General features: G+C 41.0%; 20 protein-coding genes. 5 read left to right on the top strand and 15 right to left on the bottom strand.

Going from position 1 to position 20274, the window contains the following annotated elements; translation table 11 throughout:
* Positions 1–38: 38 nt before the first annotated feature.
* The 3 genes from VK70_RS12430 to VK70_RS12440 are packed head-to-tail and all read right to left on the bottom strand — an operon-like array spanning position 39 to position 3070.
* A complete protein-coding gene (locus VK70_RS12430) occupies positions 39–1331 on the bottom strand; it encodes an ABC transporter substrate-binding protein (protein WP_025698924.1) in 1293 nt (430 codons plus the stop codon).
* A gap of 27 nt (positions 1332–1358) precedes the next feature.
* Positions 1359–2186 carry a carbohydrate ABC transporter permease gene (locus VK70_RS12435; RefSeq protein ID WP_025698926.1) on the bottom strand — a complete coding sequence of 276 codons (828 nt, stop codon included), beginning with the start codon at positions 2184–2186 and terminating at the stop codon, positions 1359–1361.
* Complete coding sequence (locus tag VK70_RS12440) at positions 2183–3070, bottom strand: carbohydrate ABC transporter permease (RefSeq protein WP_025335421.1); 888 nt, start codon at positions 3068–3070, stop codon at positions 2183–2185. The genes VK70_RS12435 and VK70_RS12440 overlap by 4 nt, the downstream gene beginning before the upstream one ends.
* A 165-nt stretch (positions 3071–3235) precedes the next feature.
* On the opposite strand from VK70_RS12440, the gene VK70_RS12445 reads away from it, so the two are divergent.
* On the top strand, positions 3236–4108 hold the full coding sequence (locus VK70_RS12445) for an AraC family transcriptional regulator (RefSeq protein WP_025698930.1): 873 nt from the start codon (positions 3236–3238) through the stop codon (positions 4106–4108).
* Positions 4109–4494: 386 nt separating this feature from the next.
* Here the strand turns inward: VK70_RS12445 and VK70_RS26500 are convergent, their stop codons facing one another.
* A complete protein-coding gene (locus VK70_RS26500) occupies positions 4495–5370 on the bottom strand; it encodes an alpha/beta fold hydrolase (RefSeq protein WP_025698931.1) in 876 nt (291 codons plus the stop codon).
* A gap of 156 nt (positions 5371–5526) precedes the next feature.
* Here VK70_RS26500 and VK70_RS12455 point away from each other — a divergent pair, with 156 nt between their 5' ends.
* Together VK70_RS12455 and VK70_RS12460 are read left to right on the top strand one after the other, a co-directional pair.
* Positions 5527–6351, top strand: a complete 825-nt coding sequence (locus tag VK70_RS12455; protein ID WP_411431696.1) for a lipase family protein — start codon at positions 5527–5529, stop codon at positions 6349–6351.
* A gap of 287 nt (positions 6352–6638) precedes the next feature.
* On the top strand, positions 6639–7907 hold the full coding sequence (locus VK70_RS12460; RefSeq protein ID WP_025698935.1) for an alkaline phosphatase: 1269 nt from the start codon (positions 6639–6641) through the stop codon (positions 7905–7907).
* 648 nt (positions 7908–8555) lie between these two features.
* Here VK70_RS12460 and VK70_RS12465 read toward each other — a convergent pair.
* From VK70_RS12465 to VK70_RS12505, 10 genes are all read right to left on the bottom strand, one after another.
* Entirely contained in the window at positions 8556–9941 is a 1386-nt protein-coding gene (locus tag VK70_RS12465; RefSeq protein WP_025698937.1) for a contractile injection system protein, VgrG/Pvc8 family, read from the bottom strand.
* A 42-nt stretch (positions 9942–9983) separates the two neighbouring features.
* On the bottom strand, positions 9984–10685 hold the full coding sequence (locus VK70_RS12470) for a hypothetical protein (RefSeq protein ID WP_051505189.1): 702 nt from the start codon (positions 10683–10685) through the stop codon (positions 9984–9986).
* A gap of 33 nt (positions 10686–10718) precedes the next feature.
* A complete protein-coding gene (locus tag VK70_RS12475) occupies positions 10719–12083 on the bottom strand; it encodes a hypothetical protein (protein WP_025698940.1) in 1365 nt (454 codons plus the stop codon).
* Positions 12084–12157: 74 nt separating this feature from the next.
* Positions 12158–12325 (bottom strand): hypothetical protein, encoded by a 168-nt coding sequence (locus VK70_RS28320; protein WP_155986972.1) that lies wholly within the window; start codon positions 12323–12325, stop codon positions 12158–12160.
* 37 nt (positions 12326–12362) lie between these two features.
* Positions 12363–13415: a TolB-like translocation protein gene (locus VK70_RS12480; protein WP_144415227.1), complete on the bottom strand. Its 1053-nt coding sequence runs from the start codon at positions 13413–13415 to the stop codon at positions 12363–12365.
* Positions 13416–13424: 9 nt separating this feature from the next.
* Positions 13425–16148, bottom strand: a complete 2724-nt coding sequence (locus VK70_RS12485) for an NlpC/P60 family protein (protein ID WP_025698943.1) — start codon at positions 16146–16148, stop codon at positions 13425–13427.
* A 32-nt stretch (positions 16149–16180) separates the two neighbouring features.
* On the bottom strand, positions 16181–16558 hold the full coding sequence (locus tag VK70_RS12490) for a DUF4280 domain-containing protein (protein WP_025698944.1): 378 nt from the start codon (positions 16556–16558) through the stop codon (positions 16181–16183).
* A gap of 39 nt (positions 16559–16597) precedes the next feature.
* Positions 16598–17116: a hypothetical protein gene (locus VK70_RS12495; protein ID WP_051505192.1), complete on the bottom strand. Its 519-nt coding sequence runs from the start codon at positions 17114–17116 to the stop codon at positions 16598–16600.
* A gap of 25 nt (positions 17117–17141) precedes the next feature.
* Positions 17142–17765: a hypothetical protein gene (locus VK70_RS12500; RefSeq protein WP_025698948.1), complete on the bottom strand. Its 624-nt coding sequence runs from the start codon at positions 17763–17765 to the stop codon at positions 17142–17144.
* 319 nt (positions 17766–18084) lie between these two features.
* Positions 18085–18627 carry a helix-turn-helix domain-containing protein gene (locus VK70_RS12505; RefSeq protein ID WP_201778755.1) on the bottom strand — a complete coding sequence of 181 codons (543 nt, stop codon included), beginning with the start codon at positions 18625–18627 and terminating at the stop codon, positions 18085–18087.
* A gap of 169 nt (positions 18628–18796) precedes the next feature.
* Here VK70_RS12505 and VK70_RS12510 point away from each other — a divergent pair, with 169 nt between their 5' ends.
* The gene (locus tag VK70_RS12510) at positions 18797–19690 is read left to right on the top strand and encodes a DMT family transporter (protein WP_025698951.1); all 894 of its coding nucleotides are present in this window, start codon (positions 18797–18799) and stop codon (positions 19688–19690) included.
* Here VK70_RS12510 and VK70_RS28325 read toward each other — a convergent pair.
* Complete coding sequence (locus VK70_RS28325; protein WP_155986974.1) at positions 19687–19863, bottom strand: hypothetical protein; 177 nt, start codon at positions 19861–19863, stop codon at positions 19687–19689. The genes VK70_RS12510 and VK70_RS28325 overlap by 4 nt on opposite strands.
* A 116-nt stretch (positions 19864–19979) precedes the next feature.
* Here VK70_RS28325 and VK70_RS12515 point away from each other — a divergent pair, with 116 nt between their 5' ends.
* Entirely contained in the window at positions 19980–20201 is a 222-nt protein-coding gene (locus VK70_RS12515) for a cysteine-rich CWC family protein (RefSeq protein ID WP_025698952.1), read from the top strand.
* Positions 20202–20274 lie beyond the last annotated feature (73 nt).

Raw genomic sequence — 20274 nt, forward strand, 5'->3', positions numbered from 1 at the left:
TTGTGCATAGTTAACCCCATTTCCAGCATTTTTGGTCTTTATTCAGTCAGACGATCCCATTCGTTTTGTAATTCCTGTAGGAAACCGTCCTTATCTACTTGACCGGCTACAAATCTCTGTACGGCTTCCCCAAAAGCCTGATCAGCACCATCCGGGTAGTAGGAATTGTACGATCCATATACCTTTCCTTCCTTTAAGTAGCGGGAAAGGTCTGCTCCCAAATCACCAATCGCTTCATTATCCGCTGAAAAGGAAGAGAATCCCGGTATAATCTGCATGTCCTTGGTCATATGGATTTGTCCTTCCGGCGTAGTGACAAGCCAGTTAAAGAAGTCCTTTACTTCTTCTTTCACATCAGAATCCTTATTGATGGCCCAATAACCACTAACGCCCGCATACAGTTTGTCATTCTCTTCCGGATTGTCGTTCACCGGGAGAGGCATTAACCCTGTTTCGAGGCTCGCATTTCCATTATCGATAGTCGGCTGGAGCCAGTTTCCTCCGAGCGTCATAGCTATCTCGCCATTCACCAATTGGGTAGTCTGATTATTAAAGCTGGTGCTCAGCCCGTTCTTTCCGTTGGCAAAATCATATTGAATAAAATCCGCCACTTCCTTAAAAATTTCATTTCCAACAAATGTAGCGGTTCCGTCATATAACCCTTTAATAAAAGCCAGCGGATCCTTCTGACGGGCAATCCCCATATTAACCAGGAAATTACCAGCCTGATACCAATCCATATATGCCCCTACTAAGGGTTGTATTCCGGCTGATTTCAGCGATTCGACATCCTGTTTCAATTCGGTTAATGTTACGGGAACCTTGGATATCCCCGCTTGCTGAAAGAGCTTTTTGTTATAGACATATCCATATCCTTCCACAGACACCGGCAGGCCGTATACTTTTCCATCATCTCCGGTAATGCCTTCCTTCGCCAGGGGAATCATATCTTTAGTCCAGGGCTGATCCGTCAAGTCCTCCAGTTGGGACTGCCAGAGTTTCAAAACCTGATTCCCATTTACTGTAAAGACATCGGGCAGTTCTCCGGAAGCCAACTTGGTCTTGAGACCCGTGCTGAAATTGTCGCTAACAGACTCAATCGAAAATTGAATGTCCGGGTGAAGGGCAGTGTACGCTTCTGCTGTCTTTTTCAATGCCTTGTCAATCTCAATTTTGTTCTGATAAATGTATATCGTCTTGGTTTTAGCGCTTTCCGAAGAACCCGTTTGCGAATTTTGTCCTTCGCCCGCTTGTCCGCCGCATGCCGTCAAAGCCAGCACTCCTGCTAACGACACGCACAACATTGTGACTCTCCCTTTTGTTCTCTTCATCCTATCTCCTCCTAAATTTTTTTTAGCTCAACCTTTTACAGCGCCCGCCATTACGCCTCCGACAATTTTCTTTTGCAGAAGGATAAAAATAACAATTATAGGAAGCATGCTCATGGTTAGAGCAGGCAAAGCTATGTCCCAACGGCTGTTATACATGCCGAACAAGCGGTTAATCGCCAGTTGAACGGTACTAAGTTTCTGATTGTTCAGCAGAATCAGTGGAATGATAAAATCATTCCAAACCCAGAACATATCCATCACAAATACACTGAATACGACCGGTGAAAGTAGAGGAAACACAATTCTTACAAATACCTGAATCACACCGCATCCATCAATCCGGGCAGCCTCCTCCAATTCATAAGGAAGAGTCTTGACTCCACTGCGGATCATAAAAAAAGCGAAAGCGAGTCCAATCCCCCAATAGGCCAGCACTGCTCCCGGAATTGTATTGTTTAAATGCAAGAACTTCATGACTTGGACAAGAGGAATCATAATTGTCGCGAAGGGAATCAACATGGATAGCAGGATGGCACTGCTAAAGATTCGGGAATAGACAGTCGGATACCGCTCCGCCCAGTAAGCCGTCATCGTTGCCAGAATAATGACACCACATACAGCGGAAAAGGACACTATGGCTGTGTTCTTCATAATGTTAGGGATGTTCACTTCTTCCCAAGCCTTTGCATAATTATCGAAGCTCCACTCGTCTGGAAACCGAAGCGGAAAGGCGATAATTTCGTTAAGCGGCTTAAAGGAGTTCATGACCATGATCCATAAAGGGGCCACAAAGATGAGCACCCCCGCGAGCACAACCATAAACGTGATCAACATGGAAACGGGGTTCTTTTTCATAAGATTTGACTCTCCTTCCTTTTGCTCATGTACAATTGAACCGAGGTGATCGCTAAAATAATGACAAAGAACACTAGCGCCTCCGCGGTGGCTAATCCGTACTTATTGTTGGCAAAGGCATCATTATAGATATTTAAGGCCATAGATGTAGTTGAGCCGTAGGGCCCTCCTTTTGTCAGAGAAACATTAGTCTCAAACATCTTGAGCGCACTTGAAATCGTCCAGAACAGGGAGACTGTAATGTACGGAACACACAAGGGCAGTTTGATCCGGAGAAACGTATTTAGGGGTCTGGAACCGTCAACCTTCGCGGATTCAATCAGCTCCGAAGAAATTCCGCTCAAAGCGGCGATCATGATGACCATCACATAACCCGCATTTTGCCAAACATTGACAATGACTAACGCGGCGAATGCCGTCTTCTCTGTTCCGAGCCATTGCTGGGTAAAGAAGCCCAAATTCAGCTTGTCACCGATCGCCGGAAAACCGGCAATAAAAATAAACTGCCAAATAAAACCAAGGATTAATCCTCCCATCGTTTGCGGCAAATAAAAGGCGGCCCGGAATGGGTTCCGAAGAGGCAGCCTGGCTGTCAATGCTACAGCCAAAAGTATGCCGAGCAGATTGATGAGCAGTACACTGACCGCAGTAATACGGAGAGTGAACCAGAAAGCATCCAAAAACTTCGCTTTCCCCGAGAATATATTGTTGAAATTGTTGAGTCCCACAAACTTAATTTCATTGGAAATTCCATTCCAATTGGAGAACGAGTAAATAATACTTATAGCAAATGGAATAACAACGACGGCAAGAAAAACTAACGTGGAAGGTCCCAGAAACAGAAGATTACCCCATAACATGTTATATTTCTTTTTTTTCTTCAAATTCTTGTCCCCCAATTTTCGAATTCCTTATTTATAATGTCAGAATTTATAACACATTCTTTACTTGTTACTTTAAATTATATAAAATTAAAAATAAATTTCTTCGCTTTTTTTGACTGATTTATAGCGAAAAATTGATATTTGTGTCAGGGGGATGATCAATTTATGAATTATAGCCACGAAAGTATTATGGTTCCCGAAGGATTTTTGGCATGGATATACTTGCATTCGGAAAACCAAGTCACCTTGGTGGAAGATCATTGGCACCGCAGTCTGGAGTTAACTTTAATGCTTGAAGGCGAGAGCTTATATAACATAAATGGAAACGAAATCCTTGTTCGCGAGAATGAATTAGTTTTGATTAACAGCGGAGAAATTCACAGTTGTCAAATTGATTGGTCCAAGCCCTATGAGGCTTTAACGATTATTTTTCCTTTTGATCTGCTGAAACAATCCAATCCAAGCGTTGAAAAATTTTTCTTCACCTTGGACAATGATTCGCCCAACTATACACAATTGGTCTCAATATTTAGAGAAACCTACCACCTTTTCAAAAAACGAGCCTCCAATCCGCATTACCAACTAAAATTAAATAGTGCGTTTTATGATATTTTGTATCTTCTCATGACCAGCTTCATTACTGAAAAAAAACTGTCCTTGTCTGTAAAATCCCAAAAGTACTGGAATAGATGCCAAATGATTATCGAATATGTAGACGAACATTATAAAGAGCAGCTTACCTTAACCTCATTGTCCAGGGAGTTTGGGATATCCAAAGAGCATCTGGCAAGAACATTTAAAGAATATATGGGAACAACTTTTAAAAAGCATCTCACCCGTATCCGTCTGTTTTACGCTTATCAGTTACTTATCTATACCGATTACTCCCTCCTGGAAATCGCTATGAAAGAAGGCTTTACCGACAGCCGCTCCTTTATCAATAGTTTCAAAGAAATATATGGGATCACTCCGCAAAAATACAGAAAAACACTGGTAAATCATCACATCATCCGGCATAAAAAATACGATTTGACGTAAGTTGTCCGTGACTGCAAATTCGTTCTCTCGCGTTTTGAAAAACAAATAGAAGCCCCCGCCATAAACAGGAGCTTCAAGTTCGGCCAATCCGGGGAAAGATGAATTTACAGATATAATCATGCTCCTCTTGTGTAGAGGCATTGGCAACCCCAAGGTGCTTGATATATAGCGGCAATACCGGAGCAATCTGACTCATGCCCACACCTGTCACAAACATCCCGAATCAGCATACGATTAAATTTTTTTCCAAACCGGCATAAAAATAAGCCTTCCTTCCGCTAAGCTTAGGCTGCTGTCATGAATGATCAGCAATAATAGCTTAACTTGCAGGATGGCTTTGCACCATGCATGAATTTAAATTCCATGGACATTTTTGCTGTAAAATTCTAGATTTGTTTACTTATAAATCTTTTGGCTACTTCTCCTGCTGTAATCGGAAGTTGCATCCAGACATAGGCATGGATAGAGTTTTCTATACACTCAATTTCGTATACATCTAATAGACTAGTGAATGTATGAAGACTACTTCTAATTTTCTCATCCGCCCACTCTTCTTTGCTGGGAAGAAATAAAACAGGACATTGTATCTTCTTGTAGTATTGCTCAAACTTCACATCCCAGTATTTTTGAACATACTCTGTTCTAACACGGTTTAAATAACAATATGTAAAATTACCATTTTGCATCTGTTGTAGATTGTTTTCAAGGAAGGCTAAGAAATATTCATTCCATAATCCTTGCTCTGTTAATTTTGCTCGTTCTTCCTCGGTATACTCTTCTTTCGTTTTAAATATGCGTTCCTTCCTTTCAGTTAGTTGAACCCTAAGGTCTTCTTTTCTCCGTTCAATTTCTTCCTCAGTACCATTAAATAACCCGTGTTCTCCAAACTCATTATATAAAGCACCCTCACATATAAGGGATAGGACGAGCTCCGGATGTGACGCAGCTAAACTCAGACCAACCTCAGCCCCCATTGAACTACCTACGATGTGGCATTGATCTACGTTTAGTCGCTGCAGCAATAAATAAATATCATTCGCCATATCATCAATGTGATATCCTGTTTCGGGCTTGTCTGATTGGCCATGTCCTCGAAAATCAGGAGCAATGATGCCGTATTCCTTTTCAAATTGCGGTATGATTCCTTCCCACATGTTCAAATTCCCGCCACTAAAGTGAAGAAATAAAACAACTGCCTTATAATCTAGCGAATACCTTACATTAATCCCTATATGATCTAGTTCTATCATTTCTTCTACCATTTTCTTTGCCTCCAGTGATATTGTACATTCCCTATTCATTTTATAACATTTTGCGATAGAGACTAAGAAGATAAATTCCTAAAATTGGATGATTCGTTTCATCTGTAAGCACCGATTTTGTGTTCTTATCATAAATAAGGAGGAAAGAAGGGCGGGATGCAGATGGCTAATAATAACGATTATGAACAGCGGGCGATCTTTCTGTCTGCAATCTGCGGACAGACCTATGCCCAATTTACAAATACGGACGGCTCGTTTGTCATTCCCTTGAATTATTCGGTTAGTCATACCATCCAAGCGAAATCCATTAACAATGTATGGGAGCGCTTTGGGTTTATTATCGAATCTCCGCAAGAGATTATTGTCGCCTTTCGGGGAACGAGCCAGGCGTCCGATTGGCTCTCTGACATCATCGCCTCGCAAAAGAGGTTCAAATATGTTAAGGAGGACTGCCTTACCCATCGTGGTTTCACAGACATCTATTCCTCAGCCCGTGGTGGCATTATTTCCGCACTTACCCGGTTGTCGCCTGACAAAACGTTATACATTACCGGACACAGCCTCGGTGCGGCGCTCGCGACATTATGTGCGATGGATATTGCCGTCAACACGGCTCATTCCTCACCCAACCTGTATACCTTCGGCTCTCCCCGTGTAGGTGATCCGGCATTTGCGAAAGCTTTTACAAAGTATGTAAGGAACAGCTACCGTATTGCCAATCTCTTTGACGTCGTAACCTATGCACCACCATCCGTCTACAAGCTGCCCAAGCAGGAAAAAAAGTACTACTACAGTCATGTCCAGACCTTCCGATCGCTATCTTTCCAGAATGGAGGCATTGGCCTCAATCACATCATCGGCAGCTATTTCGCAGAGCTCTCCCGGCTTCAGCCGCAATTCACCCAATTGTTATGTGTAACGAACCCAGGGTTCTGTCCAGTTGCGGAAGTGAAACCACAAAAACCAACAAAGACTGTTTAGGAAAAAATCGATAAATAGACTATAGGCCCATTCATATGCTTCTCTCATCGTATCGAATTGCATCGTTTCGGTGTACCATTTCATAGCTTGATCGTTCCCATCAAAGGTCTTAGTTTTTAGATAATTATATGCCCGCTCGGGATGCCGCCGAAAAAATATGGAGATTTCCGCTCAATCGTTCATTCCAGGCGATGGAATACATTAACATTTGATAAACACTGCGAAAACATTCTCCTAATTTATCTGCTCTACGATAAGATTGAAAAGTTTATATTAGGAGGAGAATTATGAAATCACGGAAAAAGTACGGATTTAAAACTATCATTGCCGGAACTGCGGCAACCGCCCTATTGCTTTCGGGTGCCTACGCTGTACAAGCTCCTAAACAGGCAGATGCCGCTTCCTCACGAACGAAAAATGTCATTCTGTTTGTTGGTGATGGAATGGGAACAGCCCAACGTGATGCGATCCGGCTTGCGACTGTAGGCGAAAAAGGCAAGCTGGCCATGGATTCCATGCCATACGTAGGATTAATTCATACAAGCTCCACCACCCCGGTAACGGATTCGGCCGCTTCGGCCACGGCATATGCCATCGGAGAAAAGACTTATAATGGCGCAATCGGAATGAATGCCGACAAAAAATCGGTACAAACGATTATGGAATACGCCAAAGGCGCCGGAAAATCCACCGGAGTGGTTACAACCAGCCAAGTTACGGACGCTACTGGCGCTGCCTTCGGCGCACACGTAGAAAACCGTTCCAAACAGAGCGACATCGCCTTGCAGTTTTTGACCCAAAGTAAAGTTGATGTCATTCTCGGCGGCGGCGAGGATTTCTGGTATCCGGCAGGAAATCCCGGCAAATTCAAAGATGAGCCCGCCGAAGATCCTTCGGAGAAAAGCAAAGGGACTCAAGGCAACCTTGTCGATAAAGCCAAACAATTAGGCTACACCTATGTATCGAACAAAGCCGATCTGCAAAAAGCAAAAAGCGGTAAACTTCTCGGACTGTTCGCAAATGAGGAAATGTTCCAGCAAAAGCCTGAAGGCGAAGGGGATATTTATAACCCGGTAGTCTCTCTGCCAGAGATGACTAAAAAAGCGATAGATACACTCGCTGCCAATAAAAAAGGCTTTTTCCTGATGGTGGAAGAAGAAGGTACGGACGAATTTGCCCACGAAAACAATGCGAAAATGACAATTAAAGCAGGCCAGGAGCTGGATAAATCCGTTCAAGTGGCCAAAGATTTTGCCAAGAAAAACCCGGATACGCTTGTCCTTGTGCTTGCCGACCATGAAACGGGCGGGTTCTCCATTGAAGAAGTTGACGCCAAGGACGAGTCGGGCGACGGCATTTCCAAAGAAGATGGTCCTTTCGCCATTGCGAACTCCAAGCTTAACTTCGTAGTTGACTGGACCACCTCAGGTCATACGGCAGTTGACGTTCCCGTAACTGCAATGGGCCGGAACGCTGAACTGTTCACTGGAGTCTATGAAAATACCGAAATATACCACAAGCTCATGCAGTCCTTGGGACTTAAAGAAAAAAAGTAATGCAATTAGGATGAAGCCTATCCCCTTGCGGTGGAGAATGAAACAAATTGCCGCAAGGATGGGCTTAGGCATTGTGTGAGGGGATGCATTACGGGCAGTCAGAATATCTGGCTGCCTTTTTTAATTGAGGTGATTTTTCACTGGTTCACGGGAGTGTCTTATGAGTAATAGGTACGTGAATCATTAAAACGCCAGCTATACCCAATAGATGAGAAAATAGGCTTATTTCTCATCTCGTAGACCAAATGTTTCGTTGCCAGTACCTTGGTTGGCTCGCCCTCCTATTTTCTCCTATATAGATAGGATAAGATAGAATACTATGATATTATGGGTCAAGGTACTAAGAACGATGGGCAATACGAACTGAACTCTTTTTCGAATAGCAAAGGGTGTCCCTAGCCATTAATGGCTTATGGGCAGCCCTCTTCATGTCCTACTCTTTCAAGTTATCCTTCTGAATCCCGACTAGACTCGGACGATTTTAAAATGTTAACAATAATGAATGGATATTCGCCATTACTAATCTTTCTTTTCCACTCCTCTATTATCTCTTCCTTGGTTGGTGGCTTTTCATTTACAATAGCTCCTGTTGTGACCTTAATCGCTCTCACTCTTCTTTCTAAATCATTTATTGTTTGGCGGAAGCTATTAGTGCATATTTATACTGGCACCGCTTAGCTTAATATTTCCATCCATCTCTAGCACACTTGTCTTGCATTTGAGACCTATGGCGTTTTTAGCCGTGATCTGTACCGTATTTCCTGCTCTAAGATCAAGATTTCCGTCTGCTTTAACTCGGATATCTTTTTTGCTTCGCAGCTCAATTCCATGGTCGTCCAGCAATCGAATGACCACTTCATCGTCGTTACCGGTAATAAGGATTTCGTTCTTTTCAAAGATTACAGCTTTACGGTATTTGGTCATGAAGATTTTTACAGAAGGATCTTTAATCAGATCGCCTCCCTTCGATCTTCTCCGAATAGAATGGGTTACGATAGCGTCCTTTTCCTCATGGGTTGGAAAATAGATGTCTACAAAGTCAAATAACTCCGGCATACAGTACCAGCCTGTATTGCCCTCTGAAGTATAGAATGTAGCATATGGAAAGGCACAAGTATCAGGAACAGCAGGCTTAACCTTATCCATTTCATAAAAGAATACCTTCACATGGTCTTGTTCAAGACCGATTACTTTGGACTTTAAGGTCATCCCCCGAATTTGTTCATTTAATATTAAATCCTGTTTCATTCCGTCATCAGTTGCAAGAAGGTATTCATGCCACAAAGAGCCATGACGAATGGCGGCAACACTTTGAAGAACTTTTAGCAAGAGCCCATTGAACTTAACCTCGTCTCCAATATTCAGCGCGGCTTCATTCGTTCCTGTTGTTTGTACTTTATAGAACAAGATGGAAGCGTTAGATCGATTGGTAGTACGGGTCATGGAATAATTAAACTCCTGTAGTTCCCCTCTTTGAGCGCCGTCTGGCAGGCCAAAATAAAATTGAACATGATCCCCAACCGGATTAGGTGCTAATCCCCAACCAAAACGGGATGCCATGCGTTTGAGAAATTCCCAATCTGTCTCTTTATATTGCACCGTAAACGAACCAAGAGTCTGTTCCTTTAATTGACTTATTAAATCTGACTGGGGATACTGCTCCATAATTAGCTTAAGAATAGTTTGGTATTTCATTTTAGTATTTTGAAAGGAACGACTGTGAGGGGTTTGATCCATTTTGCTTGTAAAGGATTTAGCTTCAGCAAACAAATGGGCTACGTTCGCCACATATCTAATTCGGATGTTAGAAACTAAGCCTTTGAACAAAATCACCTTTTGACCATTATCATTTTGAAAAGAAACCGTTAGTTTGGCATTAACATTCATTTGATTGATATACTTCTCATCTGTATCACCAGATAATATACCAGTAATACGTAATTTCGCATGGTCATTCAACTTCTGTATGATTTTGATTTTGGGATTTATAATTTGAAGATTTGTATTATTGTAACTTATTATTGGATAGCCCATATTTCCAATCCTCTCCTGCGCTTTGATTTAGGTAAAATCGAACTATTCTAGCCCATCAGACTCCTCATTCAAATCCGGCTGGTTACGGTATATGATCAAAATATTAAATATCCTGTCTTTTCCATCATCCAACATAATTTTGAGCTTTAATTTATCTTTCGAGTAGATCAGAATATTATCTTTCATACTGTCTGGTTTTCCATATAACTGTAATACTTTTTCAAGGGTATCGCCGACTTTTATACCACGTTGAGTTCTAAACTTGGGTGACTGTAGACTAACCGCCTCTAAGAAACTTGCTCCATCAACCAACTCCTGATCTTCCATCTCAATCTTTGATAAAATAATAAATCGAATTTCTGGATCATCGTAATCCGGGTAACTCAAATTCCATCTCCTAAAATATCCATTTCCGCTGATATATCCTTTATTGCTATCTTCATAACCTTTGCCATATCCTAATTTTGAAATCATATTTTTAACGTCGGTTTCTTGGTTAATGAGCATGGATCTGTACGATATTGAGAAGTCATTCTCCTGAAAGGGTTCTGGCGCTTTTGGCGTATTTATGTTCTCCTTATAATCCCTTTGACTTTTCATAGAAGAATCAGAACTTCCGCCATGGTCTTGGCTGAGTTTACTTAACGTTAGTTTCTGGTTATCAGTATTGCTAGCGTTAAGATTGGTGCAAGCAGTCTGAGTTGATAAAAGTAACAAACTAAAGATTAGTACTAGCCTATACAAAAGCTTCACCTTCTTCATTAAAAATAGGATTATTCACAGATCACCAACAACTGTCCATTTGTCATTTTCATCCCCATTAGAATCTTGTCCATTTTGTGATGCCTTAAATGTCGCAGACTTAAGTTTAATGCCTTCTGATTGTGCAATCTCTATAACCGTACTTTTACTAACCCCCTTTAAGTACTGCTCGTAGCTATCAGAAGATCCATTACTAATCCGATCATAAATATTTTTCACACTAGAATACCAAGTACCATCACCAGCATACACATTACTATCTATTTTTTTTGAATTCATGCGAATAATGGGTGTTTTCCAATTAGTGTATTTATATATGTCTCCTTCTCCACTAATCCCCTCCAGATTGTTATTTTTACTTACAGCAAGTCTGAACTCTTGACCATAATATATATAACCTAATATTTTTCCAAATATTAGATTGTTAGCCTTCATTAAATCTTTGGCATAGTCTGTTTCAACACCATTTTGGCCATCTGCTGCTTTATTTGTACTACTTGTGTTGAAACTCCCAGTACCTTCATGAATGATTACGGCTAGTAGAAACCTTGGATCAATTTGAATACCATAGGCTTTGTCTATTGCTTTCGTCGCTTCCCAAAGCTCATGGACCTTTTTTTGATCCCATTTGACTCTTGTGAATCGACTCAATCTCTTATTTAAATATTTTTCTACCTCAGTATTCCCATTGAGGTTATACTCAGGGGGAATCCACTTACCGCTCTGTGGGTTTACATTTGGTTTAGCCGGCTCAGGAGTTGGAACAGTGAACTTGGGCTTGTCAGATACCTTAGCGGTTTTTTGCTTACTTCTTATCTCCTCCGCTTCCTGACTGTATTTCTTCATCGCAGCTTTTACTGCCTCAGGATTGTTGCGCATGTCCTTACCGTCTACGATTCCATGATCATGAGCAGCATACCATTTTGCCGTTAAATCATTCAGCTTTTCGGCATCAGAAGGAGAGGTCTTGGCTATATTCTGAATTTGAGCCAACTTGTCTCGAATCGCTTTACCTGCTTCCTCAGCTGCCTTTTTTTGTTTGATATTGCCGCTTGCATTGGCCTCCATCCATCGTACCGTTTGTTTTTGCATTTGCTCCTGAGCCCACTTTGGCATGGTTGCCATTTCCCGCAATTTGCTTCGAAGCCCTTCCGCCAGTTTCTGTGCTTGTCGCATTCCAACTTGATCCCCGTTTGCATTGGCAATATACCAGGCTTCCTTATACTTGCGGAACCACTCTTGAGCCCAGGCGGGGTAATTCAATTTTATTTGTTTTTGCTCTTTAACTAAATCAAAGGCACGTGCTTTTCTACGTGCATTTGCTGCAGTCAGAGCCTTCATCATAGGAGTAGCCCCAAATGTGGGTTCTTTCCAGTTCATATTATTGCTCCTTCTTAAAACGCACTCATTTTCCGACTTTCTATTGAAGACTCTCCTTCCCTATCTAAGTTTGGTTACAGAGCCTTCAACTCAGATACACAAGTATTCTGATATTTTGTTCCGGATTCAACCTCAAGTATTTTGATTTTGATAAAAGAGGTTTCAACAGGTTCATCAAAAATCGTCCGGGAATCATTGTATTCCAGCTCCATCGTACTGCCGTCCGAAAATTCCAACTCCATTCCCGGAACTCCAAAGTAGAAGAAGTATTAATATCTTTTACTTTTTACGATTACTATATTTCATGTAATCTAGACCTGTGTCTAACCATTGTAAAGGTGTGATCCAACTGCCCGTACCTTCTAAGGTTCGGGATATATCTCTTTTCTCCCCACTTTTTGTATCAATCATGTAAGTTTTTATTTCATCAGAATCGCCATAGATCAATTTGGTGTGGTCTGGAGATAGCACAGAAGAATATAAGTATGTACCTAACCATTTATTGTCCTCATTAACTATTTTGAGTGAGTACATGTCTCCCTGATATTTTTTACTATTTTTAGCAACTGTATAAATCAATTGATTTTCTTGATCCCATGTATTCACAAATGCTATTTTTGTGTCGGTAAGTAAACGTTTCTTCTCCTGTTTAAAAAGGTCAATCAATATAATTCCTTTCTGATCATCCGTAAAGGTGAACTTTGAGCCATCCGGGGAAAATTGCCCCGAATAGAGGCCTTCAATAGTAATATTATTCTCTTCTATCGTTTGATCATTTGACAAATCGTATAGATAAATATGTTTGTTCAATTCATATAAATACTTATTTAGATCTGGTGAAACCAACGGGTAATAAGCATCCTTTGGCAACTCAAATTCATTTTCTTTTTCACCTGAGTCTAAATTATAAATTTGAATAACCGACTGGTGATCTTCATGACTATCTCTAAGAATCGCTATTCTACTACCATCTTCTGTTATTTTTCTTACATCTATTTGTGAATCCCTATATTTAATCCGCTCTTCCTTAGTTTGCATTGCATCAATCATGTCATCGACTCGGATGAAGGTTTTTCCCGACGGGTCGTCTAAATTAACTAAAAACTGTACATACTCATCTAAACCTTCTTCTCCAGCCAGAAGCCAGCTATGTTGTTTTTGTTCACTAATAGATTTTTCTTCATTTTCCTTTTTTGTTTGAAGTGGGGTTTCTTCTACATGTCTGGTTTGCTGGGGAGAGCGAGCGGTTGACTGCCCAATACTGGAATTACAAGCTGATAAACCTATTATTAAAATAGTTAGTAGTACTGGTTTCAGAAATTTCATCATCATAAGGCTCCTCTATTTATTCTTTATTGAACCGTCATCCTGAATTATTCGTCTAACCGCGCTAACAAAATGATACATAGGCTTACCGTTCACCCATGTTGCAGACAACGGATTAACTCGCACGTTATGCTTCATATCTTTTTTATTTATATTATCAGGATTCTGGTTATTCCCGGATTCATGGATAACCTCTCCATTACCTATATAGATTCCAACGTGATCGGGTAAACCATCATCATTTTTATTGTCTGCTCCCCAGTTGAATAATATTAAGTCACCGGGCTTTAATGTGCTATAATCTCCACCAGATCTCAAACTGTTATATTCAATTCCCTCTCCTCGGTAAATTTGAACTTTCGTAGTTTGCCCTATATTTATGTCAAGCACTGTTAAGTAAACAGAAGAAGTAAAATCAGAACAGTCCATATATTTAGGCGGGTTATTCACATCCAACTTCATCGTTGTAACACGCGTATCCATGCAATACGGTATTCTCCCTTCAAATTTTTTAGCCAATTCCACTATGGCATTTCGTTTCTCCGTAGCAGAGCTGCTGGAAGGAGCAGGCGCCGGTTGTTCTTGAACAGGGCTATTACTCTTGGAAGGACTTGTATCCTGCTTAGGCGGAACTGCTGTCGGTTTTTCTGAATTCTTCGGCCATGGCAAGACGCCATTGGCTACTTGATGAAGATAGACCTCAAGCACATCCCGGCTATAGCCTTTGTTTGTTAATCCGTATTTACTAGAAAAGTCATATAGTGCTTTATTGAGAGCCGCATCCCAATCACCCGATGCAAGAAGCTTGTACGAAAAGCTGTCCGGGTATTTTTTAGCCAGTTTATTCAGGTTTTCTCTAGCCAACTGGTTATTCACACCATATTTACTTCGTATAGCTGCTGCTTCCTCCACCATGGAACTGAGATCGGCCACCGTTAGCTTATGAACTGCATCAGCATATTGCTGAGATAGTTCCTCAAGCCGGTTAGCATCCTGATAAGACGTTGACGAGTACTCTCGAATTAATTCGTTAATCTTCAGGTTATTTCTCAGTTTGTTCGCCAAACCATGAATTTTATCTTGCTGAGCTTTATTATTGGCTGCATGCGCCTCCCACCATGCTGCAGTGTACTCATGCATCTGTGCCCGAGCCCAAGAAGGCATTGCATCAATTTCAGCTAATTGTCCTCGCAGCTGCTTGGATTTAGCCGCAGCTTCTTTACATCCCTGTGTATCTCCTGCTGCCTTTGCCTTATAGTATTGAGTCTTATATTCAAGCAGCAAATTCTGTGCCCATTGCGGATAGTTTTTCCCATTCAATTCCTTTACCAAGGAGTCATACGCTTTGAGTTCAGCATCCGGAACTTGATCCGACATCAGATTTGAGGACTTAATGTGTAACGAACCATTTGCTCTTATGTAGCTTGTCTTGCTAGCAAGATTTAGTTCACTAGCCGCTGAAAGTTGTACTTTATTACCATGCAGCACTAAATCCTCTTCGGCGTGAATGGTCATGTCGTGATGGCTATACACGTGAATCCCGGTCGACGGATTCAAGCGAATTATAAGTTTATCTTCTTGAGTAGATATGGCCGCTTCATGGTCATTAAATCTCGCAATCTTCCCTGACTTAGTGTGAAATAGCTTCCGGTCCGGCTTGCTGATCTCGTCTCCCTTATGGTCTCCCTTTCGAAGGGATTGGATTACATAAGCTTCTTGCTCTTCAAAAGAAGGAAAATACAAATGTACTGTATCGCTCAGTTCAGGCATACAGTGCCATCCGATCTCATGGCCGGTATACAGTGTTGGATATGGGAACCAGCAATTATTCTCTGAGGGGCGAATTTGATCAATCTTTAAATGCAGCCTTACAGATTCACCTTGCACATCGATGATCTTTCCTTCAATGGAGACCCCCGATAGATGATTGTTATAGATTGTTGGACGGGGAATGCCTGTTTCCGCAACAAGGATATAGTCAAACTTTAATATCCCCTCTTTTATCCGAGCCGTAATTTGTTCAATGGACCAATGATTATCTTGAAAGACCACGATATCACCAAGACTAAAACGTTGAGTATCCTCCACTTCGATGTATGTATGCTTCGGTGCAGCACTGGATTTTTGTATAGAGTAGTTAATGCTGTTCAATTCTCCCATAACTTGATCCTTTGAAGTGCCTAACCACAACCTTGGGTACCCGGAATGAACTTCTGCAATTAACCCGCTCTGAAAACGGGAAGCCATCCTAACAAGAAACTCCCAGTCACTCTCTTGGTACTGAAGGGTGAATTCGCCGAGGGTTTTGTCAGCATCAATCAAATTAATAAAATCTCCGCTTGAATAAGCATCAATAACTTCGCGGAACAAATTGTAATACGTCAAGTTCTTATTTGAAAATGAGCGGCTTTTTAGTTTTTGGTCCATCAAACATGTAAGCGAAGACGCTTCTACCTTCATATAGTAGACGCTATTTTTACATTGAATTTTTATGCTGGTAACTATCCCCTTGAAGAGTGCTTGATGTTCGGTTATCTCATATACTTCAATGAGATCATTATCATAAACCAGTCCATTGTATTTATCTTGGGCCTCATCTGGGATGATTGCGGTTAAATAGACCTTACCGTGACTATTTATCCTCTGCTCCATTCTAAAATGCAGAAGCTTTACAATCTCAAATGGAGCATTTATTTTGATATTGCCATATGTTAAAGATGCCGGAGACAATAGCCCCATCAAGTTCCCCTCCTACTCTAGGTATGTTATCTCTATTCTTGTCCATCCGCTGTGAATGATATGTTTCCATGCCACATACAAATATTCGTTGAGCAGATCAAGAGGGCGGGTGACTGATTGACGTAGACATCGTTTTTACCATTCATCCAAGGTAGTGTAATTGACGGCTGACAGGGTTGAGGAATAAGCTGTTGATGGTTTCCTTTGTTCGCCTCAATCACGATCGGATTATATTTACTGCTACACATACCAAAAGAAGAAATATTTATATGTGCCTCAAAATCTCGTATATTCCCTTGCGCCTTCTGATTAATACGGATGTTCCTGCCGGCAGCCGTCTTAAATTCTCCGGGTTGGCTTCCATAACTGCATTGCATTACAGCTCCATCTACAACATAACTATGAGTCATTGTGAAATCTTTCCCTCTCTTTTATCATCATTCAATACCTCATCTGGACTGTTCTGTTTCAACTTGCTGCAGCCTAAACCCGCTCATGTTAAACTTCAACAAGCATTCAGCAACATCCAAATCCACAATCGTCTCTTGAGCCAGAGAACCTCTAACGTTACAAATCTTATAGGTTCGAATAGCTTCTCTATCAATTACCATCTTCTTCAAGATTCCATTCTTGTGCCACTCACTTTGTTGTGACAAACAATCCACTTGGTTAAGTTTTGGAACCCAATATAACTTCTGAGTCAACTGCCGTACATTGGCTAGAACGACCAACTTCCAGTTGATATTTGGTTGATAGATTTCAAAAATGTTCTTCAATTCATCTGAGACCATTGGAATTGGTCGGTCCATCCAATCCTTATATTCACAATCTCCGTCAACATATAAGGAAAATATACTCTCCTTTGGATTTTCAGACGCTTTAGCCCACTTTCTCAACTCATCGTGATTTAAAGTTTGTTTATCAAATGACTTCATTCGCTCATCTTGCGTTAATATGTAATACTCCATGATTTCCTCCAGCTGTTTTCTGGGTTTATATGACCAAATCTTGTATATCTCTATACTGGAGTTTGTCTTTTTTTCCAGGTTGTTCTTGATAAACAAGTTCGCTAATCCCTTTATATTCTCCGACCCTTATTTCAAATTTCTCAGCTCGCTGCAATGTTTTGAATTCCGGAAGTTCAAGTACATTAGGGATAGCATGTTTTGCAAGCTTTACAATATAATCATGAAACACGTCTGTACAACCCATTAGATAGTATTCAACATCCGGTTGAGTTATCAGATTCATATATGGTTTACGCTGTAATTCCAATGCTTGACCCAGCTCAGCCCAATAAGAAAAAGCCCACTCCACATTGTAATGGAACCGGCATGGATGAAGATCAAAAAACCAGTCTCGATCAAAGAGTTCAACAACGTAGTTATAATTTCGATCGAGTAAATATGTACGCCTCATCGAGTACGTTATGTAGCCGATTCTTTCCTTTCTCCGATCTAATGCCTGCTGACATATCTGGCGAAAGGAATCAATAAAAAGAAGTGAAAGTTCGTTCTTATGCTCCTCGTATAGAGCTTTCAGCCTATCACAATATGACCTAACTACGCCTGGAGAACGGGTTTTTAAAAAAAGATCCAAGGCTTCTGTTCTATTCATGAAATCCCTTCATTTCCAGTATATATTAAATGCTCTAAATTCTATTGATTTCATACTCCCATTTTGAAATACCTTATTTTACATAAATAGGAGCAGAAAGTTACTCAAGTCTTATTATTAGTTTTCATCAACACGAATATTTAGAGTCTCGTTTGAATTAAAAAAAGCGTCTAACCGAGACATTTCGGTTTAGACGCTTCATCTTTTTAGTTTCTTTAATCCTTCGGTGTAAAAAAACCTCCCACAGCAACAAAGCCGCAGGAGCTTCTATGAATCATAACTCTCTCCGGGAACCTCCCCTCACCACTGCCCGTCAGCATCATGAATAGTAAATAATATCCGTAAACTCAAGGAGAGTTTCTTGATTATTGGAAAAAGAGTGCGGGGAAGTACAGTCAAAGTAAATCGAATCGCCTTCTTTTAGCACATATTCTTGAGCGTTTACTCTCAGCGTCAATTCTCCCCGCAGCACCAAAATATACTCTTGTGTTTTGGGTGAATGGCCATCCGATTCTTTTGAAGCATGCGGCTCCATCTCCACTTTAAACAATTCAAAATCCCGAATCGGATTATTCGCATAGTAGCAATAGGAACGAAAGGAGTCATTATTCTCAGACTGCATTTTCGTATCGGATTTATGGATTACAACGGCGTGGTCAATGGCTTCATCGATCAATTTGGTATAGGGCACTTTCAATCCGCTGGCTATTTTCCAAATGGTATTGATGGTGGGACTTGACTCGCCTTTTTCTATTTGAGACAGCATCACTTTGCTTACACCGGATAATTCAGACAATTGACCCAGGCTTAGATTGCGTTCGAGTCTCAGATTTTTTAGATTCATGGAAATAACTTCATTCAAATTCATAATAACTCCTTCATGGTTTGACAGTTATAACTAACGATTGTACAATATATTTTACGAAACGGATACTAATTAAAGCAAGGGTTGCCCTATGCATCCAATCTTATACCGGGACGCTTCATTCTACGCAGAAAATATTGATTTTTTTAAGAGAGGATCACTATTTATGAGTCAAGCTAAAATCAGTTTCATCATTTCCATGCTGATATTCGGCAGTATAGGTTTGTTTGTGCGGAATATCCCATTTACCGCCAGTCAAATTGCGCTAGTGAGAGGTTTAGTCGGAAGTCTCTTGTTATTCGCTGCCAGCTTCGTCTTTACACAAAGGCTTTCATGGAAAAGAATCCGCCCTAATCTATGGCTATTAGTTGCATCCGGAATCGCACTCGGAATGAACTGGATTTTCTTATTTCAAGCCTACCATTACACGACGATTTCAAATGCGACGATATGCTATTATTTTGCGCCAATCTTTGTGATGTTCTTATCTCCGCTGATCCTTAAAGAACGCTTAAAGATGATCAATGTCCTGTGCATCCTGTCTGCAATGGCAGGGATGTTGTGTATCGCTGGAATCGGCGGCGGCGCGGCTGGCACAAATAATATTCTGGGAATCGGGTACGGTTTAACGGCAGCGGGTTTTTACGCTATTGTTGTTATGATCAATAAATTTTTAAAAAACATCTCTGGAATCGAGAGCTCCTTTATGCAGCTGTTAATTTCGGCCTTTTCTTTGTTTCCATATGTTCTGCTCAATGATGGATTTCAAATATCCACAGCTTCCGGCTCATCCATAGGACTGCTTATTGTTGTAGGGGTTATACATACGGGCGTTGCATACCTCATTTATTTTTCAGCTTTGCGAAAATTGAGCAGTCAAACCATTGCCGCTTTCAGTTATATCGACCCGATTTCAGCCATCCTAATGTCAAGTATTTTCCTGCATGAGAAAATGACTCTTTTGCAAATATTCGGAGGAATATTGATTTTGGGAGCTGCGTTTCTAAATGAAATGGCTGGGACAAAAAAAGAGCTTGAGCCGGTAAAAGAAAGTGTTTAATATTTCTTGGAGTTCTGCTGCTTATTGGAGTTAATTAGCATGTCAAGACGCGCGATGATCCTCTCGTCATTTTCCAGTCTTTTATTTAGTTTATAGTTGATCCCGCTGAACCCCGCGATTAGGATGATTAGTCCAATTATTGTGGATAGGATGAAAAAATTTTCGTTTGTCATGACAGCACCTCCGTCTTTCTCGTTTGAAGTTACTATATCTACTGTATTACGATTATACTGACGCCGGAAATCTTTTTGATAAATTTTATATCCTTAAAAAGGTGGTGTAATTCCAGATGACGGATCATGCCAAGCAAGCAGCGCAGTCTGCGGGAACCTGTCCTTTGTGCGGAAAAGCCAACGGCTGCGCGGGCGCGGCGGGCCGCTCCCATGAAGAGTGCTGGTGCATGAATGAGATTTTTCCACAGGAGATATTGAAGCGGATTCCAAAAGAGTATCTTGGCAAAGCTTGCATTTGCAAGGAGTGCCTGGAGGCGTTTAAGCGAGACGGCGGATAACGTACATCTGTACGGAGATGCTTGCAGTTGCGCTGAAAAAGAGGCGTGAATCGCCGGTAGCATTTCTGCCTAT

This window comes from Paenibacillus durus ATCC 35681 (genome assembly GCF_000993825.1).
GTDB lineage: Bacteria > Bacillota > Bacilli > Paenibacillales > Paenibacillaceae > Paenibacillus_AQ > Paenibacillus_AQ durus_B.

What these genes read in the sequence shown, in the direction of transcription:
- VK70_RS12435 (WP_025698926.1), bottom strand. Translation starts at nt 2,186, where the DNA reads ATGAAAAAGAACCCCGTTTCCATGTTGATCACGTTTATGGTTGTGCTC.
- VK70_RS28320 (WP_155986972.1), bottom strand. Translation starts at nt 12,325, where the DNA reads ATGGAGTTGGAATTTTCGGACGGCAGTACGATGGAGCTGGAATACAAT.
- VK70_RS12430 (WP_025698924.1), bottom strand. Translation starts at nt 1,331, where the DNA reads ATGAAGAGAACAAAAGGGAGAGTCACAATGTTGTGCGTGTCGTTAGCA.
- VK70_RS12460 (WP_025698935.1), top strand. Translation starts at nt 6,639, where the DNA reads ATGAAATCACGGAAAAAGTACGGATTTAAAACTATCATTGCCGGAACT.
- VK70_RS12490 (WP_025698944.1), bottom strand. Translation starts at nt 16,558, where the DNA reads ATGACTCATAGTTATGTTGTAGATGGAGCTGTAATGCAATGCAGTTAT.
- VK70_RS28325 (WP_155986974.1), bottom strand. Translation starts at nt 19,863, where the DNA reads ATGACAAACGAAAATTTTTTCATCCTATCCACAATAATTGGACTAATC.
- VK70_RS12465 (WP_025698937.1), bottom strand. Translation starts at nt 9,941, where the DNA reads ATGGGCTATCCAATAATAAGTTACAATAATACAAATCTTCAAATTATA.
- VK70_RS26500 (WP_025698931.1), bottom strand. Translation starts at nt 5,370, where the DNA reads ATGGTAGAAGAAATGATAGAACTAGATCATATAGGGATTAATGTAAGG.
- VK70_RS12455 (WP_411431696.1), top strand. Translation starts at nt 5,527, where the DNA reads ATGCAGATGGCTAATAATAACGATTATGAACAGCGGGCGATCTTTCTG.
- VK70_RS12500 (WP_025698948.1), bottom strand. Translation starts at nt 17,765, where the DNA reads ATGAATAGAACAGAAGCCTTGGATCTTTTTTTAAAAACCCGTTCTCCA.
- VK70_RS12510 (WP_025698951.1), top strand. Translation starts at nt 18,797, where the DNA reads ATGAGTCAAGCTAAAATCAGTTTCATCATTTCCATGCTGATATTCGGC.
- VK70_RS12495 (WP_051505192.1), bottom strand. Translation starts at nt 17,116, where the DNA reads ATGGAGTATTACATATTAACGCAAGATGAGCGAATGAAGTCATTTGAT.
- VK70_RS12485 (WP_025698943.1), bottom strand. Translation starts at nt 16,148, where the DNA reads ATGGGGCTATTGTCTCCGGCATCTTTAACATATGGCAATATCAAAATA.
- VK70_RS12515 (WP_025698952.1), top strand. Translation starts at nt 19,980, where the DNA reads ATGACGGATCATGCCAAGCAAGCAGCGCAGTCTGCGGGAACCTGTCCT.
- VK70_RS12445 (WP_025698930.1), top strand. Translation starts at nt 3,236, where the DNA reads ATGAATTATAGCCACGAAAGTATTATGGTTCCCGAAGGATTTTTGGCA.
- VK70_RS12480 (WP_144415227.1), bottom strand. Translation starts at nt 13,415, where the DNA reads ATGATGATGAAATTTCTGAAACCAGTACTACTAACTATTTTAATAATA.
- VK70_RS12475 (WP_025698940.1), bottom strand. Translation starts at nt 12,083, where the DNA reads ATGAACTGGAAAGAACCCACATTTGGGGCTACTCCTATGATGAAGGCT.